Annotated in this window: 20 protein-coding genes; 8 read left to right on the top strand and 12 right to left on the bottom strand. The window is 32.9% G+C overall.

Going from position 1 to position 19,088, the window contains the following annotated elements:
- Positions 1 to 97 precede the first annotated feature (97 nt).
- The 4 genes from hpf to fakB1 all read right to left on the bottom strand — a co-directional run bounded on the left by hpf (position 98) and on the right by fakB1 (position 3,642).
- Positions 98 to 667 carry a ribosome hibernation-promoting factor, HPF/YfiA family gene (gene hpf / locus CD036_RS04525; RefSeq protein WP_002509845.1) on the bottom strand — a complete coding sequence of 190 codons (570 nt, stop codon included), beginning with the start codon at positions 665 to 667 and terminating at the stop codon, positions 98 to 100.
- Positions 668 to 733: 66 nt separating this feature from the next.
- A complete protein-coding gene (locus CD036_RS04520) occupies positions 734 to 1,405 on the bottom strand; it encodes a ComF family protein (RefSeq protein ID WP_103388069.1) in 672 nt (223 codons plus the stop codon).
- The gene (locus CD036_RS04515; RefSeq protein ID WP_343283664.1) at positions 1,398 to 2,633 is read right to left on the bottom strand and encodes a DEAD/DEAH box helicase family protein; all 1,236 of its coding nucleotides are present in this window, start codon (positions 2,631 to 2,633) and stop codon (positions 1,398 to 1,400) included. The genes CD036_RS04520 and CD036_RS04515 overlap by 8 nt, the downstream gene beginning before the upstream one ends.
- 145 nt (positions 2,634 to 2,778) lie before the next feature.
- Positions 2,779 to 3,642: a fatty acid kinase binding subunit FakB1 gene (gene fakB1, locus CD036_RS04510; RefSeq protein WP_002509848.1), complete on the bottom strand. Its 864-nt coding sequence runs from the start codon at positions 3,640 to 3,642 to the stop codon at positions 2,779 to 2,781.
- A 211-nt stretch (positions 3,643 to 3,853) separates the two neighbouring features.
- Here fakB1 and CD036_RS04505 point away from each other — a divergent pair, with 211 nt between their 5' ends.
- Positions 3,854 to 4,492, top strand: a complete 639-nt coding sequence (locus CD036_RS04505; protein ID WP_002509849.1) for a YigZ family protein — start codon at positions 3,854 to 3,856, stop codon at positions 4,490 to 4,492.
- 105 nt (positions 4,493 to 4,597) lie between these two features.
- Here the strand turns inward: CD036_RS04505 and CD036_RS04500 are convergent, their stop codons facing one another.
- Complete coding sequence (locus tag CD036_RS04500) at positions 4,598 to 5,650, bottom strand: glycosyltransferase family 4 protein (RefSeq protein ID WP_002509850.1); 1,053 nt, start codon at positions 5,648 to 5,650, stop codon at positions 4,598 to 4,600.
- Between the two features lie 391 nt (positions 5,651 to 6,041).
- Between CD036_RS04500 and gdpS the strand changes: the two genes are divergently transcribed.
- From gdpS to pepT, 4 genes are all read left to right on the top strand, one after another.
- Positions 6,042 to 7,112 (top strand): GGDEF domain-containing protein GdpS, encoded by a 1,071-nt coding sequence (gene gdpS / locus CD036_RS04495; protein WP_002509851.1) that lies wholly within the window; start codon positions 6,042 to 6,044, stop codon positions 7,110 to 7,112.
- 165 nt (positions 7,113 to 7,277) lie between these two features.
- Complete coding sequence (locus CD036_RS04490) at positions 7,278 to 8,039, top strand: threonine/serine exporter family protein (protein ID WP_002509852.1); 762 nt, start codon at positions 7,278 to 7,280, stop codon at positions 8,037 to 8,039.
- An 18-nt stretch (positions 8,040 to 8,057) separates the two neighbouring features.
- Positions 8,058 to 8,552: a threonine/serine exporter family protein gene (locus tag CD036_RS04485; RefSeq protein ID WP_103388187.1), complete on the top strand. Its 495-nt coding sequence runs from the start codon at positions 8,058 to 8,060 to the stop codon at positions 8,550 to 8,552.
- Between the two features lie 12 nt (positions 8,553 to 8,564).
- A complete protein-coding gene (gene pepT, locus CD036_RS04480; protein WP_103388067.1) occupies positions 8,565 to 9,800 on the top strand; it encodes a peptidase T in 1,236 nt (411 codons plus the stop codon).
- 69 nt (positions 9,801 to 9,869) lie between these two features.
- Here the strand turns inward: pepT and CD036_RS04475 are convergent, their stop codons facing one another.
- From CD036_RS04475 to CD036_RS04465, 3 genes are all read right to left on the bottom strand, one after another.
- Positions 9,870 to 10,985, bottom strand: coding sequence for a glycerate kinase (locus tag CD036_RS04475; protein WP_103388066.1), 1,116 nt, complete (start codon positions 10,983 to 10,985; stop codon positions 9,870 to 9,872).
- A 259-nt stretch (positions 10,986 to 11,244) separates the two neighbouring features.
- Positions 11,245 to 11,565, bottom strand: a complete 321-nt coding sequence (ytxJ, locus tag CD036_RS04470) for a bacillithiol system redox-active protein YtxJ (protein ID WP_002509856.1) — start codon at positions 11,563 to 11,565, stop codon at positions 11,245 to 11,247.
- Positions 11,566 to 11,732: 167 nt separating this feature from the next.
- Positions 11,733 to 12,614: an EMYY motif lipoprotein gene (locus CD036_RS04465; RefSeq protein ID WP_103388065.1), complete on the bottom strand. Its 882-nt coding sequence runs from the start codon at positions 12,612 to 12,614 to the stop codon at positions 11,733 to 11,735.
- Positions 12,615 to 12,730: 116 nt separating this feature from the next.
- Here CD036_RS04465 and CD036_RS04460 point away from each other — a divergent pair, with 116 nt between their 5' ends.
- The 3 genes from CD036_RS04460 to CD036_RS04450 all read left to right on the top strand — a co-directional run bounded on the left by CD036_RS04460 (position 12,731) and on the right by CD036_RS04450 (position 14,625).
- Entirely contained in the window at positions 12,731 to 13,246 is a 516-nt protein-coding gene (locus tag CD036_RS04460) for a GrpB family protein (protein WP_002509858.1), read from the top strand.
- A gap of 129 nt (positions 13,247 to 13,375) precedes the next feature.
- Positions 13,376 to 14,299 (top strand): UDP-N-acetylmuramate dehydrogenase, encoded by a 924-nt coding sequence (gene murB / locus CD036_RS04455; protein ID WP_021459140.1) that lies wholly within the window; start codon positions 13,376 to 13,378, stop codon positions 14,297 to 14,299.
- A gap of 11 nt (positions 14,300 to 14,310) precedes the next feature.
- Complete coding sequence (locus CD036_RS04450) at positions 14,311 to 14,625, top strand: CHY zinc finger protein (RefSeq protein WP_002509861.1); 315 nt, start codon at positions 14,311 to 14,313, stop codon at positions 14,623 to 14,625.
- 379 nt (positions 14,626 to 15,004) lie between these two features.
- On the opposite strand, the gene CD036_RS04445 is transcribed toward CD036_RS04450, so the two are convergent.
- From CD036_RS04445 to CD036_RS04430, 4 genes are all read right to left on the bottom strand, one after another.
- On the bottom strand, positions 15,005 to 16,048 hold the full coding sequence (locus CD036_RS04445) for a ferrated catecholamine ABC transporter substrate-binding lipoprotein SstD (protein ID WP_002509862.1): 1,044 nt from the start codon (positions 16,046 to 16,048) through the stop codon (positions 15,005 to 15,007).
- 104 nt (positions 16,049 to 16,152) lie between these two features.
- Entirely contained in the window at positions 16,153 to 16,947 is a 795-nt protein-coding gene (locus tag CD036_RS04440; protein ID WP_103388064.1) for an iron ABC transporter ATP-binding protein, read from the bottom strand.
- On the bottom strand, positions 16,944 to 17,903 hold the full coding sequence (locus CD036_RS04435; protein ID WP_002509863.1) for an iron chelate uptake ABC transporter family permease subunit: 960 nt from the start codon (positions 17,901 to 17,903) through the stop codon (positions 16,944 to 16,946). The genes CD036_RS04440 and CD036_RS04435 overlap by 4 nt, the downstream gene beginning before the upstream one ends.
- Positions 17,893 to 18,861, bottom strand: a complete 969-nt coding sequence (locus CD036_RS04430; protein WP_002509864.1) for an ABC transporter permease — start codon at positions 18,859 to 18,861, stop codon at positions 17,893 to 17,895. Before CD036_RS04430 ends, CD036_RS04435 begins: the two co-directional genes overlap by 11 nt.
- Between the last annotated feature and the right edge of the window lie 227 nt (positions 18,862 to 19,088).

Below are 19,088 nucleotides of genomic sequence, written 5' to 3'. Positions count from 1 at the left end.
TTAGTCTTTGTGCTATCAAATTATTTCATACTAACATAACATAAAAGAAGCGTCCACGATTTAACTTAATCATGAACGCTTCAACACTTATAGTTAGTTATTGTTCTGTTGTTTCTATTAAACCATATTTTCCATCTTTACGTTTATAAACAATACTTGTTCCGTCAGTTTCACGATCTGTAAAAATAAAGAAATCATGACCCAATAAATCCATCTGCAACACCGCTTCTTCAGAATCCATTGGCTTTAAGCTAAATTGTTTAGAACGAATAATTTCGAAGTCATTTTCCTGACTTGTATCATCTAAAGCATCTGCTTTATTATCTTCTACAATTTCAGCAAAAACTTCTTGATCCCCTTTGTCTCTACTTTTACGATTCACACGAGTTTTATATTTTCTTACTTGACGTTCAAGTTTATTATTAATTAAATCTATACCCGCATATAAGTCGTCATGTCTTTCTTCAGCTCTTAATGTTACATTTTTTAATGGAATTGTTACTTCAATTTTAGTAGCTGAGTTTTGATACGTTTTGACTTTAACATGTGCGATAGCGTTTGGAACATTGTTAAAGTAACGTTCGAGTTTACCAATTTTATCCTCAATATAGTTACGGATTGCATCTGTAATAGTGAGGTTCTCTCCGTGAATTTCAAATCTAAACATAGTAATCGACTCCTTTAAAACCTCTATATTGGTAATGTTGCTTACTCTCATAATACCACGTTTACGTTAGCGTGCAAATGTAAAGACATCGAATTTTCTGATTTTTCTTACAAAAAATTTACATGCTGCTTGATGAACAGTAATTCCAGTAGTATAGATGTCATCTACTAACAAAATATTTTTATTAGTAAAGTCCAAATCTGCTGTAATTATAAATGGATTAGGCTGACTTAAACGTTGACGTTTGGTTAAAGATGATTGTTTACGATCATACTGCATTGTTAAACAGTTAGTATATTTAACATGCATACATGCTAACACTGCAGTCACTGGATTAAATGTCCGCCAACGATCTCTAGAGCTATGAGAAGGAATCGGGATAATATAGTCATAATGCATACGCGGTAACTGTATATATCGTGCTATCAATGTACAAAGTACGTAATCTCTGTTGAATTTGTATTGTTGTAACACTGCTTTCATCATTCCTTTGTACTGAAAATTACAATATAGTTGATTGATGCGTTGATAGCGCTTAGCCAACATAGCACAATCCATACATTGGCTTTGATTATCTGATATTGGTTTTAAACAAGTAGTACAACACGCTTTTGTCTGAATTTTACATTGTTGCAAAGCATCGTCACACGCCTCACATATTAGTACAGGACGGGCGTAAAAGTTTGTAATCGTTAACGCCTCATTAATTTGCGCATCACACCATAGACAATTAACCATCAATCCATCCCCGTTGTTGTGCTATGCGATTCATTCGTTTTAGCGCGTGCTTTGCTTTTAACATCTGTGTAGATATTCCTTGATGATAAAACCAAACATTACCTGTAGGAGCTTCAGTTTTACGTCCTACACGTCCTGACATTTGAATTAATACATGCTGTGTAAAAGTGTGGCTATTTAATACAACAACGTCTAACTTAGCTAGTGTAAACCCTCTTTCTAAGATAGTAGTAGTAAACACGCTAACATATTTCCCTGCTCTCAATTCTTGTACTTTGGTCATGCGTAGTGCATCGTCACTCGACACAAATGCTGACTGTACTAGCACCTTTTGATACGTATGCTCTAACTGTCTTAATAGCTTAATACTATGAACAAATACAAGTGTTATTCTCCCCGCTGCTTGTTGTCGACATAGTAGTCGTACAAGGTTGGTTTGCGGTCGTTGTGGTGTCAATTTAAAATATTGAAATTGTGGTATCGGTAATGGTTGTCGATGAAAACGTGCAGGTAATGTAATTATATTCGAAGCTTTAAATTGTCTTAAAAGTGATTTGGGAGGCGTTGCAGTCATATAAATATGACATCGGTCGTGTGTCGATGCTAACGTTATTGAATGTTGCAATACTCTATCCATTGCTAGTGGAAACGCATCTACCTCATCTACAATAACTAGTTGAAAATGCTGTTTAAAACGTAGCAATTGATGCACAGTAGCAATAACAAAATGACCATTAAATCGTTGAGGTTGCCCTCGATACAGTACATCTATGCATTCTTGTTGAAATGCTGCTCGTAACCTCAGAGTAAGCTCTATAACTACGTCAGTGCGTGGTGATACTACTGCAACATTTAGTCCTTGTTGCCTTGCATATTGCAATGCTGGAAACATCATTTCTGTTTTACCCGCTCCAGTCACAGCGTGTAACAGTTGATCTTGCCTTGACTTAACAGCTTCTAATAACGCTGTTGCACCATAATGTTGTTGTGGAGATAACTTAAAAGGTATATTAAATTCTGCAGATGTAGCTACATTATATGTTTGTGTTATATAAACATCCGACAGACTATCCATACGTCCTAATTGGAGGCAATAGCGACAATATAATATATCACGTTGTAATAGTGGTGAGTAATAACTGTGAATGTGACGTCTATAGATAGAACCGCACTGCAAACAAGTCGTTACACTTCGTTCTTGCGTAATGCCTGGCCCACAATAAATCACCTTTTCAGTTGTCAGCAAAGCATGATTGGTAACTAACCTACCATATAGTTTGATTGTTCATCACCTCAAAAAAGACTAGAGCCATATTAAATGTTAACTACTGTAACACCCTCATATTGTTCTAGTCTCTAATAACGTCTTATATTTATTTTTCTGTAATTGTACGGCAAGTATATCCTAAACCTATACCGCCAGAACCTAAATGCGCTGCGATTACCGGCCCAAATTCAGAAAAAATAATATTATAATCTGGATGCGCCGCTTTTAAATCTTCGTAAAGCCATTTTGAATCTTCTTTTTTATCTCCACCAATAATAAATAGTGTAAATTCTTCAAGTCCATTAACTTGGTCCAATACTTTTTGTTCTAACGCCTTTAAAGCACGCTTTTTGGTACGTACTTTCTCTTCTGGTAAAATTTTACCATCTTCGAATTTTAGTACAGGCTTCATTTTTAACATTGTACCAATCCATGCTTGAGCACCCGTGATACGTCCACTTTTTTGTAAATTTTTTAAATCATCTACCATTAAAACTGCTCCAGTTTGCTCACGCATATTTTCTAAATCAGCAATAATAGCTTCAGGTTTATAATCTAGCTTAATTAATTCTATTGCTCTTAATACATAAGCACCTTCAACCATTGCAGCTAATTTGGAATCAAACGTATGCACCTTAATACCTTCAACCATTTCAGCGGCTTGTGTTGCAGTTTGATAACTACCACTAATTCCTGATGACATCATTACAGCAACAACATCAGTATACCCTTCTTCACGCAAGGCTTCATACAATTCTAAATAGACACCTATCGCAGGTTGACTCGTTGTTGGTATCGTTTTAGATGTTTTCATTCGTTCATAAAATTCAGGTGCAAAAATAGTTTCGTTTTCAATAAAATTATCACCATTATCAAAAGTTACACTTAACGGAGCTACTTTAATATTATATTTATCAATCATTGATTGAGATAGATAGCTTGTGGAATCTGTCAAGACAGCAATCTTCATCATAATCCTCCTCAATTATACTCACATTTATCATACCGTAATTTCTAACAAAAGAAAATTCCTTTATGTAATTATAATTGTTGTTTGTATTATAGTATAATAGAAAGTAACACATTTAGCTTTTGTAATTCTACTACCTTTATAGCATTCTAGTGGTATAAAGATTAGAATTTCCAAATTTAGAGCGTCAAAAATAGAGGTGGAATCATACATGGAAGAACCAATTATTACGATAAAAGCTGAACATCAAATCGAAAATGTTATAAATAAATCTAGATTTATAGCCCATATTAAACCAGTAGCGGATGAAGACGAAGCAAAGTCATTCATAGCTGAGGTTAAACAAGAACATAAAGAGGCAACTCATAATTGTTCAGCTTATACGATAGGTAATCAAATGAATATCCAAAAAGCAAATGATGATGGTGAACCAAGTGGTACGGCTGGTGTTCCTATGTTGGATATACTTAAAAAATTAGAGACTCATAATGTCTGTGTCGTAGTAACACGTTATTTTGGAGGTATCAAATTAGGTGGAGGCGGACTGATTCGTGCATATAGTGGCGCAGTACGAGATGTAATTTATGATATCGGCCGCGTAGCGCTAAAAGAGGCAGTCCCTGTTACAGTTGCGATTAATTATGATTTAACTGGTAAATTTGAATATGAACTAGCTTCTACTTCATTTCTGTTACGTGATACGCAATATACTGATAAAGTAAGTTATAGCATTGACGTTGTTGCCACAGAATATGACGCATTTTTAGCATTCTTAAATCGCACGACTGCTGGCAAATTCGATTTAATCGAAGGTGAGGTTAAACACCTACCATTTGATATAACCACATAACTAAAAAATTCTGAGATTAAATCATTAACTTGGGCTACGTAATCTAAACTAAGTAAGAATACATAGGTCGAGCAATCATTTAGTCTCAGAACTCTTTTTATTATGCTATTTTTCGTTGTGATCTTTCTTTTCAATCAGTTTCAATATCGGTCTATAGTCATCATCAATTAAGCCAGTAAATTCCACAATTAGTTCAATCGTAACAACTATTAAGATTAACATCATTACAACGCCCCATGGTTGTGATAAATACAAAATAATACTGGATAAACTAAATAATAGTGCGATGGAATAAATTAAGGTTACAGTTTGTCTATGTGAATAACCTAGTTCTAGCAGTTTGTGATGTAGGTGCGACTTATCTGCTTGCATAATATGTTGACCTTTTTTCACACGACGTATCATTGCAAATAGCGTATCGATAAACGGTACCGCTAAAATAACAATTGGGAAGAATAACGAAACGAATGTAATATTTTTAAACCCAAGTAATGATAAAAAGCCAACAATAAAGCCAATTAAAAGTGCACCACTGTCACCTAAAAATATTTTAGCAGGGTGAAAATTAAAGCATAAAAAGCCTAATAAAGCACCTATCAGGACGCTACATATCATAATAATTAACACATTCGCTTGAAGTATAGCTATAAAACCGATTGTTGCTAATGCTATGGCAGATACGCCTGATGCTAAACCGTCCAAACCATCTATTAAATTAATTGCATTTGTAATAGCTACAATCCAAATTACAGTAATAGGAATACCTAAAACACCAAAATGAATTGTAGGACCTATGGGTAGCGATATAAAATCAATAGTTATACCATAATAAACAACGACTAATGCTGCAATAATTTGACCAAGTAATTTAATTACGGGTTTCAAGTCATAAATATCATCGACTAATCCAACAAGATACATTATTACAGCGCCAATCACTAGAGGCTTAACTTCAGTTTCAATTGGGTGACCCAACCATATGCCAAGTAAAAACGAAAACAATATGACAGTACCACCTAACACAGAAACAGGTTTCGTGTGCACTTTTCTGAAGTTTGGTTTATCAACAATCCCCATTTTATGTGAAATTTTGATTATTATTGGTGTAAGTATTAAACTGACTATCATTGAAAAAATGATTAATAATAATGTATACATCAGTTCACCTTCATTAATTTAATTCTAAATGTTGTAATTTCACTCTGAATCCAACATCTGTATGTCCTATTTATAACAGTTGTATAATGCTTATTACTGTATAATAATTTAATATACATAACAAGTGTATACATTTAATTTACGTTTAATATTTACTTTAGTAATCATACCTTAAAACTATTTAAGATTACAAATCGAAATAAGTATAATATTAACAAAACCTTTTTATCAGATTTCTCGAATGTTTATTCATTTTATTATAATATCATTCGCTAGTTCATTTTAACATTAAAAAACGGGTTTTTTGTGAATTTGTATAGAAATGATGATGACAAATTGTAAGTTTTCACTTACAATGACAAAGTGTTATTTTAAAGGAGCGTTTAATAAAATGTTTGAAGCAATAATATATAATATTTCTGTTACTGTAGCCGGTATCTATTTATTTCACCGTTTACAATACTCAGAAAATAGAATCATGATATTTTCCAAAGCTTACGTTACAGTATTAATGACAATTGTTGCTTTATTACTGTCTGCCTACCCTATCCCATTATTTGATGCATATATCATTGAATTAACGTTTATACCGTTACTCTTCATAGGTAGGTATACCAACTTAATATATACTGTACTAGCTGCAATTATTGTTTCCTTAGTAAGCATTTTTATATTTGACCACTCTATTATAAATGGGGTTATCTTACTTGTAATTGCAATTATTGTCAGTATGATCGGCCCATTTTTAAAACAAAGCGACATTGTTTCTATCCAGATATTAAACACAATTAGTCTAATCATTTATGCAATGTTAGCACTTATAAGCCCATATGTCGATTGGATGGAAGTCTTATTCTTAATTCCTATATCCTTTGTATTAACTATTACTTCATCAGTTACCTTTGTTGATATTTGGCATTTCTTTTCGTTAGTTAACCGCTATGAAAATGAAGACAGTATCGATTATCTAACCGGACTTGGAAACGTAAAAGAATTTGATCGTCATCTGAATAAAGTTTCACGTGAAGCGGAGCAACATCAAGAAAGCTTGGGACTGTTACTTATTGATATTGATGGGTTTAAAGATGTGAATGACCAATACTCTCATCAAGCTGGCGATGCAGTGTTAAGACAAATGTCACAGTTACTTATTAATTACGTTCCAACACATTTCAATATTTACCGCAATGGTGGCGAAGAATTTTCAATCGTACTGAGAGATTATAGTTTAGATCAATGCGTTAAGTTAAGTGAAGCTATACGCAATGGTGTAGAGCAATCATCATTCCACTTGCCAAATAAAGAAGTAATAAAATTATCTGTATCTATTGGTGTTGGTTTCTTAACACAAGATGATTATAAGTCACAACGTAAAGTCTTTAAAGATGCAGATGATATGTTGCATGTAGCTAAACAAGAAGGCCGAAATCAAGTTATGTTCAACCCAATCATTAAACTTTAATTATTTAATGTATAAACAATCCGTAATTATAAAATTTACGGATTGTTTTTATATATTGTCAAATATAATATTAAATCTATATGACTAACCACATTAACTATTGAAAGTTGTACAAAGAGACTGTAAACTTTCAATTGTTCAACACATTATTTGGAGGTGGCGACAATGTCTGACTCAATCACAATTATTGATGAAAATAAAGTGATTGATTTAGTACTCATTGCAGGTAGAATTTTACTTGAAAGTGGTGCTGAAACATATCGTGTTGAAGATACAATGAATCGTATGGCAGCAAGTTATGGCCTAGATGATACATATAGTTTTGTAACTTCAACAGCAATTATCTTTTCTTTAAACGATCGTACCAATACTCGCTTAATACGTATTCGAGAACGTACGACAGATTTAGAAAAAATTGCTTTAACTAATAGTTTATCTCGAAAAATTTCGAATAATGAACTTACAATAGATGAAGCCAAAGAGGAATTGTTTCAACTACACCACGCCTCGTTACAATACTCATTTGTAACACAATTTATTGCTGCGATGGTTGCCTGTGGTTTTTTCTTATTCATGTTCGGTGGCGTTGCACATGACTTTATCTTTGCAGTTTTAGCAGGAGCCGGCGCCTTTTTAACTTTTGATTTTGTCCAACGTTTTATACAAATCAAGTTCTTTTCAGAATTTATTAGTGCTGCAGTGGTAATAAGTATTGCAGCTATTAGTACTAAACTCGGATTAGCAATCAATCAGGATACTATAACTATTGCCGGTGTTATGCCTTTAGTACCTGGTATATTAATCACCAACGCAATACGTGATTTACTTGCTGGTGAATTGCTTGCAGGTATGTCACGTGGTGTCGAAGCAGCAATTACAGCTTTCGCCATCGGAGCTGGTGTTGCTATAGTCTTACTTTTATTTTAGGAGGTGACAGTCATGATATTGCTATATTACTTAGCACAATTTGCTATTAGTTTTATTGCTACCACACTATTTTCTATTATTTTCAATGCACCTCGACGTCTCCTATTTGCCTGTGGTTTTGTAGGTGCGATGGGCTGGACAATTTATAAATTTACAGTAGATATGGATTTAGGTAAAGTTATGGCTGCATTTCTTGGTAGCCTCATCTTAGGTATTATGAGTCACACTATGAGTCGTCACTATAAACGACCGGTTATTATCTTTATCGTTCCAGGTATTATCCCTTTGGTCCCCGGAGGTCTTGCGTATGAAGCAACACGCCTACTCGTTACCAATCAATATACACATGCTGTAAATACCTTTTTAGAAGTTACTTTAATATCAGGAGCTATCGCTTTTGGAATTTTATGTGCTGAAATATTGTATTTTCTCTATACGCGTATTAAACAATATTATGGTAAAATGAAAGGCAAAACATATAAGAAATCTTATGATATAAACAACAGAGCTTAAGGGGTGTTTTACATGAAATCACAAATTATTGAACGATTAACGCGATATGTCACAATAGACACACAGTCAGACCCAGAGTCCACAACAACACCGTCAACAGCAAAACAATGGGACTTATTGCGCGTGCTGGAAAGCGAATTACAAGCGTTTGGCTTAACTACAGATGTAGATGACAATGGTTACTTATTTGCAACACTCGACAGCAATGTTTCATATGAGTTACCTACTGTCGGTTTCTTAGCACATGTCGATACGTCACCAGATTTCAATGCCACAAATGTTAATCCTCAAATTATCCAAGAATATGATGGTACACCGATTAAATTGGGAGATACAAATCGGGTATTAAGCCAAGAAACCTTCCCTGCTATGAAAAATGTTGAAGGTCATACATTAATGATTACTGACGGTACATCGTTATTAGGTGCAGATGACAAAGCTGGCGTAGTAGAAATTATGGAAGCACTCAAGTATTTAATTGACCATCCAGAGATTAAACATGGCCCTATTCGTGTAGGATTTACGCCGGACGAAGAAATTGGCCGTGGCCCACACAAATTTGATGTCGATCGTTTTAATGCGGCATTTGCTTTTACTATGGACGGTAGCGAATTAGGAGAATTACAATATGAAAGCTTTAATGCAGCTGAAGCGATTGTCACTGCATACGGCGTTAATGTCCACCCTGGTTCAGCTAAAAATGCGATGATTAATGCACTGTCTCTTGGACACCAATATCATTCGCTATTACCGCAAAATGAAGTGCCAGAACGCACAGAGGGTTATGAAGGCTTTTATCATTTAATGCAATTTAATGGTGATGTTGAAAAAGCATCTTTACATTATATTATTCGTGACCATGATAGTAAAAATTTCGATGTGCGAAAAAAACATATGATTGAACTTAAAGAGACGATTAATGACCATTTTGAAGATGATCCGATTACGGTCACTATTAATGATCAATATTATAATATGGGCGAGCAAATAAACCAAAATCCACATGTAATAGAGATCGCTAAACGTGCTTTTAACAACTTAGACATAGTACCAAATACAGACCCTATTCGAGGCGGCACAGACGGATCTCAACTATCCTTCAAAGGTTTACCTACGCCAAATATTTTTACAGGTTGTGCAAATTTCCATGGACCTTTCGAATACGCTTCAATTGATGTTATGGAACAAGCTGTACATGTAGTCGTTAATATCGCTCAAGAAGTCGTTCACTATTATGAAGAAAATTAATAACTAACATAAAAATCGCCAATGCCGAGGTTCTTAGAACACTGACATTGGCGATTGCTTTATATAAATTTAATCAAATGCTCGCTGTAATAGTTTAAGCGCTTGGACAGTATAATGTCTAATTTGAATGCCCATTTTAAAGTCAGTAAAGCTTTCTGGCATTTCAATAAATGTGTTAAACATAGCGGTAACACCTAAGGATTCAAATTGGTCAAATTTATCACTTGTAGCACAAATAGCAATTGCTGGTTTATCATATTTTGTGCTTAATTCAGCTATACGTATCGTAGTTGTTTCTAAAATTTGATCCTCTTCATTTACCCCTTCACCAAAGATGATTAAATCTGCTTGTTGAATTAATGATTCCAAATGGGTTATTTGATCGACAAGTTCATGACTAGTTAAAATTTCTGCTTGATATAATTGATGTAGGACTGCGGCTATGCCACCCCCAGCACCTCCACGTTCAATGAGTCCTAAAGATTGTTGAACTTCATTTTTCACAATTTCACTAAAATACCAAATGAGGTTATCAATCTCCACCGCTTCTGTATATGTCACTTGTTTATTTTTATAAATTTGCATAATTTCACTATGCTTACCATAAAGTTTACTATCAAAATCTGACATCAATTGTAATCGCACTTCTTGTAAACGCGGATGCAAGCCTTTAAAATCAACAGTTCGTATAAATTTTAATACACGACTTCCTTGTCTTGTATCAACTTCTTCACCTTCATCATCATAAAACTTAGCTCCTAAAGCTTGTAGCATACCTGCACCGCCGTCGAAACTATCAATACCACCTAATGATATGACTAGATGTTTTGCTTGATTTTCTAATGCATCGTACATTACTTCTCCCAAACCATAACTTGAGCAATGCGTGATATCACCTTCACCTTTTAAAAACAAATTTCCTTCGATGACGGTCATATTACTTTCTGTAATACCATATATTGCTTCAACTGGATTCATTACCGCATCATGTGCCATCACTTTATATTTAGTACCTGACTGCCATAAAAATACCGAATCCATCAACTCATGGCGACCATTAAATAACGGCACTTGAACTATGTCTGCGGATTGTATTTTACTTGCGACAGCTTCTTCAACATATCTATTAGCTTGATAACTAGAGATTATTCCATTAAATTCATCCATAGCAACTAATACTTTCATTTCTTGTCACCTCATAAATTAATACTCATTTAAATATGCAGTATGATTATTATTACCTTCAAACATTCCCAAAACATCTTACATTCCACAATCATACATGTATCGCAATATTTAAGCGTTTAGATTTTATGTAGCATTCTACATTAACATTCATTGTTACATTATACATGCCTTACAGAAATATTTCACATTAAAAGGGCGCTTGTTATCGACAAATCTTTTTGTGTACATAACCAGCGCCCTGTTATCTATTTAATTGTTATTCTTCTGCTGTCGCTAATGATGAAACATTAATATCATTATGACTTGCATTCCATATTGCTTTACCGTCCACAAAATAAAATGCTTGTGGTGATTCATGTTTTATATTAGTTTTGTCTTCAATATAATCGGATAGTTTGCGTTCTTGTTGAACTACTAAATAATAACCATCCATGTCCCTCTCATATAAAAATTTGTTGAATTGATCATATGCATTTGCCGAAATTGGACATGTTTCACTATGTTTAAATACAAATACATATTTATTTTCATTTAAAACTTGTTCAAACTGGTCAATCGAACTCAGCTTTATAGCCATTCTATTCACCTCTAAAAGTATTTAACACACACCCTAGTTAATTTCTAGGTGTAAGCGACTCGATAATATTCTTATCAATGGTTCCCATTATACACAAATAACTTTTTATTGTTAACCACTTATTCGAAAATCGTTTTATTAATCTTGGGGAATTATTTAATTGCACCCTACTCAACTTCTTTAAGCTCTTGCTCAAATGGTTTTTCGTATTGTTCTAAATCCTTCCCATTTTTAGGTAATTTGTTATAGTCAATTTTATCGAGTTTCTCACCTATAGTAATCGTTTCTTTTCGTGTTTCATAATAATTTTGCAAACTATAATACATTTCTATAGTATTTTTACGTGCTGCATTCACATTACTATCGCTAATTGTTGTTTGATTTAAATCTTTAATTTGACTTTCTATCAAAGGCATAATGTCATTTTCAATTTGTGCTTTAGCTTCTTTATCATTATTTGTATCAACATTTTTTTGAGCTGTTGCTTTCAGCTCACGACTATTTGATTCCAATTTTTTAGTGAGAATATGTACCTCAGTAGTACTTCCAGCAGCGGAGGCATTATCCATATTTTTTTCTACTTTAGAACGATTTTTTTCAAATAACCTTGTATAATCTAAAATATCTTCATTTGCTTTAATAGATTGATTACATAGACTAACAAAAGTTTGTAACTCTTTTAACGCATTTATTTGTTGTTCAACCGTTTTACGATATGATTTTTTTAATGATTTTGCCTGTTCAGATGAAGCTTTGATATTTTTAATAGAATCTTCATAAGCAGTCATTTTCGGCACAAGTTTATTATTAATATCATTTTGTAGTTGATTAATTTCACGTTTATTTTTATCAGTTGTTTCTTTATTACTTAACTCATCTAATTGTTCAATGTTCAGTTCATCAACCGTTGTTTTTAATGCATGGCCTTTATTTTGTGATAGCTTTAAGGTTGATTCAAAATCTTTAATGCTTGAATCTTCTTTATTGCCACATGCCGCTAAGGAAAAAACAATGCAGCATAATAATACAAGATATAATATTTTTTTCATTTCTGCACTCCTTATCATAACGTATTATACATAAAGATATTTATATTGAAAATGATATATGATATATTAATTCAGACTTTTTAAATCACAATTATTTTAAGGAGCATAGATGTAGTATGTACAGTACAGTCCAACCCTTTATTATTTCCGATAGTGAAGCAACTTATCACCAATGTTATAATCATATTGCACGTACACTGAAACAACTATTAGACACCCCAGTAAAAACGACTTATCACATTGGTGGTACACGTCATTTCAACTATCAAACAGAACCAATATTAGATATTCTCGTAGGTGTTAATAATTTGCATGATATTACTGCTTTAGATGAAAAACGTTTAAATTATGAAAATTTTTATCGCCTTCATCATCATTATAAGAAAAAAGTAGTCATGGCCCAATTCAATAATTTAATTGATTTAAAACAACAGACTAGACTACACATTATCCAAAGAGATAGCGACCTATACAATCAATACTTAGCTATGGATGATGCACTCGAACATAATCAATATATTATCCAACAGTTTGAGCAACAGAAATTAGAATTAACTCAAACAACTCATACCATTCGAGATTATGAAAATGGTAAACAACAAATATTTGCACACTTATATCAACAATTATAAATATACCTATACTAATACAATGCTATGCGCTATTATAAATCATTGTATATTTGTATTAGACTATTTAGCAAATTATGGAAATACTTGATATAATAAAAAATGAATTCAAGAAGAAAGGATGTACTACACTTGCATAAAGAAGACATCTTAAAAGCGTTAGAAGCAATTGTTCCATCAAATATTATCAAAGTGGATGAACCTCTTAAACGTTATACTTACACTGAAACTGGCGGACAAGCTGACTATTATCTATCACCGACAAAATATGAACACGTTCAAGCTATTGTAAAATTTGCCAATCACCATGAAATTCCGATTACTTATTTAGGCAATGGCTCTAATATAATTATCCGTGAAGGTGGTATTAGAGGTATCGTCATTAGTTTATTATCACTCGATCATATTGAAGTTTCCGACAACGTCATTATTACTGGTAGCGGTGCTGCAATCATCGATGTCTCACGTAAAGCTAGAGATTATGCGTTGACTGGCTTAGAATTTGCTTGTGGCATTCCCGGCTCAATTGGTGGCGCTGTTTTTATGAACGCTGGCGCTTATGGTGGCGAAGTCAAAGATTGTATCGACTATGCCCTATGTGTTAACGAACAAGGTGACTTAATCCAATTAACTAACCAAGAATTAGAATTAGATTACCGAAATAGTATTGTTCAGAAACAACATTTAGTAGTTCTCGAAGCTTCATTTTCATTAACGCCTGGTAATCAGCACGAAATCCAAACTAAAATGGATGATTTAACAGAACGTCGTGAAACTAAGCAACCTTTAGAGTACCCTTCTTGTGGTAGTGTTTTCCAAAGACCACCAGGTCACTTTGCTGGTAAATTAATCCAAGATAGTGAGTTACAAGGCCATCGTATTGGCGGTGTAGAAGTCTCTACAAAGCATGCTGGTTTTATGGTAAATGTTGATAACGGAACAGCAACAGATTATGAAGATCTAATACACTATGTCCAACAAGTAGTAAAAGACAAATTTGAAATTGATTTACATCCTGAAGTTCGCATTATCGGAGAGTATCCTTCAAAACAATAGGAGTATTTAATATGACTAAACTATACGGTTCACTCGTTGACGACGAATCACGTTGTACGCATTACCAAACACCATTAGACATTATTGCCATCAAGTTTAAATGTTGCAATAAATACTATCCGTGCTTCAAATGTCACAATGAACATGAATCTCATAATATTCAACGATGGTCAACAGATCAGTTTAATGAGCGGGCTATACTTTGTGGTGTCTGTCACCACGAGTTGACTATTAACGAATATATGATGACCGAAACTTGTCCTTCTTGTGATGCACATTTTAATAATAGATGTAAATTTCATTATCATCACTATTTTTCAGTTTAATTAATTTAACGAATTGAGATATAAATAACTTTAGTTAAATAAAAGCGTCAATTTCTATTTTATTCAAATAGAAATTGACGTTTTCTTTGTTTATATAGACCTTTGTAGTTTATTTGAATCATTGATAACATTTTAGTCACGTGCTAGCCAACTGGGAGTAGTATATGAATGAACGTTTATAATATTGAACCATAACTATAAAATTCATTTAGTCTCTATTAAACAACGGCTTATTCACTTTTCCACTTTTAGTTCTATCAGTCAATGGCACTTTACCTTCAATCGAAATTAAAAAACCGAATGCCTTATGAACGTTTCAACGCCATAAGTCATTCGGTTTAGTTTAATCATTAATTATTGAACCCCCACGGTAGAGTAATTAATTTTTATCTATAGCTTTTTCTACTTCTTCAATTTGTTTTACAGAAGTTGTTGTTGAACCACTAGCAAAATACCACAATTTAGGGTCTAATTCATAAACTTTGTCATTTTTAACTGCATCGACATCTTTAATGACATCATTACCTAGTGCTTTTTTCGCTGTTGATTTACCACCAATAGCTTGTCCTCTATCCATGGCAAAAATCATATCAGGGTTTTTCTCTACAAGATATTCATTTGTAATGTTTTGACCATGTTGACTATTTTTAATACTTTCATCGACTGGTTTAAAGCCCATAGTATTAAAGATCATTGAACCGAAACGTTCATTAGCACCAAAAGTTGATAATTCTCCTTCATTCACTAACAAGAATGCTGCTGTTTGATCTTTGAATTCTTTTGTTTTATCTTTAATGCTTGCAACTTTATCATCGAATTCTTTGTTCAATTCTTTGGCTTTATCTTCTTTTTCGTATATTTTACCTAAGATTTCAGTGTTTTTCTTCATTGATTTTGCTGAATTTTCTTCATCAGCACCTATGTAAACTACTTTTGCATCTGGAGCTGCTTTTTCAAGTTCATCTAGAATTTTTTGATTAGCTGTTCTACCAGAAATAAAGACTACTTCAGGTTTTGCTGCTGCAACTTTATCAAAATTAACTTCTTTCAAACTTCCAGTATTAAGATATTTTTTATCTTTAAAATCACTTAAGAAATCAGGTAATGATTCTCCATCTTCACCTTTTGGTACAGCTTTAACTTTATCTTTTAGTCCTAGTTCTTTCATAGTATCTAATGCACCGTAATCAAAGACTACAGCATTTTTCGGATTTACTGGCACTTTCACTGTATCATTTACTTTTTCTGCATCACTACCATCGCGTTCTTCACCACTTGCTTCATAACTATTTTTAACAGTTACTGTTTTATCTGATGATTTATCATCAGACTTACTGTCCGAACTCTTTTGATCTTCTGAATTACTACAAGCTACTAATAAAAACATTAAACCTACTAAGATTACTAAAGCGATTTTTTTCATGTTACTTAAATCCTCCTATTAAATAATTATTCCTTCCTTTTATACACCAAAAAAACTTTGTTGCTTTAATGGTTACATCACTCCCTTCAAAGAATTAAAAACTGTTACAAGGCCATTTCATATTCTTTCACTGTTGTCAGTTCATCGAAATAGATACAAATACGTTGACCTCTAATATTTTCTATACTCAAGTCCATATCATATAGTGTGCTTAACACTTCTTCTTGAATAACTTCATCTTTTGTACCAGCTTTGACTAACTCACCATCTTTTAAGGCAATAATATCGTCGGAATAACATGAAGCAAAGTTAATATCATGAATGACAACTACTATCGTTTTATTTAAATCACGTGTTAAACGACGTAACGTCTGCATAATTTGAACAGAGTGATTCATATCTAAATTGTTTAATGGTTCATCTAATAAAATATATTCTGTATCTTGTGCAATGGTCATAGCAACATATGCGCGTTGACGTTGACCTCCAGAAAGTGTTTTTATTGATTGATATCGTATATCTTGTAATTTCAATAAATCTAAGGCATATTCTACTTGATCTTTATCTTCTTGTTTTAAATGCCCTTTCGAATAAGGAAAACGCCCAAAATTAACAAGTTGTTCTACCGTTATATTCAATTCTGTATGATTCGTTTGTTTTAAAATGGACAGTTTTTTTGCTAAATCGTTACTTTTATAACTATGAATATCACGACCTTCAATAGCAATATCGCCACCATCATGTTCAATCATACGTGTTATTGCCGATAACAATGTACTTTTCCCTGCCCCATTGGGTCCAATCATAGTTGTTAAACGTCCTGGTTGTATATCTACAGAAATATCGCTTAGTATTTGTTTATCTTGAATTGTTTTATTAACGTTATGTACACTAATCAATTTGCATTTCTCCTTTTAATTAGTAAGTAAATAAAGTAACTTCCACCTACTAAATCAATGATAATACTCACTTGCGTCGTTGCTTCAAATAAATTTTCGACTATGCCTTGTGCTAAAAATAAACTAATCCAACTTAAACAAATCGTTGCCGGTAAAATATACTTGTGTTCATAAGTTTTCATAATCTCATGTGCTAAGTTCACAGTTAATAACCCTAAGAATGTTATCGGACCAACTAATGCTGTAGACACGGATACTAATACAGCTACTAAAATCATAAGGATACGTGTCATCGTTTCATAAGAAACACCTAAATTAATGGCTTGGGATCTACCTAACAGTAAAACATCTAAATACGGTATCAACATCACAACAATAATAATTAAAATGATTAATAAAATACCACTTACTGTTACTAGTTTTTCATTAGAAGCATCAAAGTTAGCAAACATTGAACTTTGGACTGCTAAAAAGTCTTCTGGATTAATAATCAATTCTAAAAAGCTAGTAATACTTCTAAAGAAAGTTCCTAATATTACACCAATGAGCAAAATAAAATATACCGAAACATTGCCAATTCGAAATACACCTTGAAATAGCAATAATGAAAATATAATCATAACAATTAATGTAATAAAGAAGTTCACATATAAATTTGTCACTAAGAAAGATTGCACACCAAATGCAAAAACTAGCAATACTTTGATAAATAGATAAACTGCATCTAACCCCATAATTGATGGTGTTAATAATCTATTAGTAGTCACTGCTTGAAAGACTACGACTGACGCGCCAATGGCAGCACCTACAATCAACATTAAAACTAATTTTCGTAATTTACTCGACAATTGATATCGAAATATTTCGAAATCAATGCCTGCAACTAGATATAATGCACCAATTAGTACTGTCACACCAAGCATAATCATTATTTTTTTATTCGCACTAATTTGCATAATGATGTCTTCCTTTCATAAGTAGAGTTAAAAAGATAATTGTGCCAAAGACCCCTATCGTTAAACCAATATTAATTTCATAAGGATACACAATTAATCTACCAATGATATCTGAAAACATGACAAATATAGCGCCTAACATTGCTGTGTGTGGTAAAGCATTTTTTAAATGATCACCACGAAAGATAGAGATAATATTAGGTACGATTAAACCTAAGAACGGTAATGTGCCTACAGTTACAACTACTAAAGCTGTAATTGTAGCTGAAATGAATAGTCCTAGATTGATAATTCTGTCATAATTGACACCTAGATTATTGCTAAAATCTTTGCCCATGCCTGCAATAGTAAAATGGTTAGCAAATATATATGTAAGTATTAACAAAGGTATACTTAAGTATAAAATTTCATAGCGTCCACTTGTAATAATGGCAAAATTGCCTGTTAACCAGTTGCCTATGCTCTGTACGGTGTTCGTTTTCAAGGCAATAAATGTAGCAAAACTGGATACAATTCCACCTAACATAATCCCTAATAACGGAATAAAAATTACATCTTTAAAGCGAATCAGTTGGACTAATTTAACAAATAAAAATGTACCTCCTACACTTAGAAGCACTGCAAATGCCAATTTAATCATAATATTTTCTTGTGGGAACCAAATAAGTGAGATTAAGATACCTAATTTGGCCCAGTCCATTGTTCCCGCTGTTGTGGGACTTACAAACTTATTTTGCATCATTTGTTGCATAATAAGTCCAGATAATGCCAGTGTACTTCCTGAGATGATAATGCTGACTGTCCTAGGTATTCTACTAGAGATGATGATATTACGTTGTTCTTGCGTTAAATGAAAAATATCAGTAATGGAAACTTTACTAACACCAACAAACAATGACAATATTGTTAGTAATATCAACATAATCGCTAAGCTCATACCATTTAGTAAAAATTTCATATCATGGTACCTCTTCCCCCAAAATCTAATGATAATTGCAATCAATGATGTTGATAATCATTATCATATGTATATTTAAAATTTTATCATCTTTATCAATAATTTCAATAGCTTATAACATAATTTTAGAGTAGATGTATTTTTTACAGTATTTACAAAGTACCTGTATCTGGAAATTGTCACTAATTTTTTTAAATAATTTCTTTATATCGCTCAATAATATCGAT

The sequence above is a fragment of the Staphylococcus arlettae genome, from assembly GCF_002902345.1.
Classification (GTDB): Bacteria; Bacillota; Bacilli; order Staphylococcales; family Staphylococcaceae; genus Staphylococcus; species Staphylococcus arlettae.
Note: the sequence above shows the minus strand (reverse complement) of the source record. Positions and strands in the feature narration are given on the sequence as shown.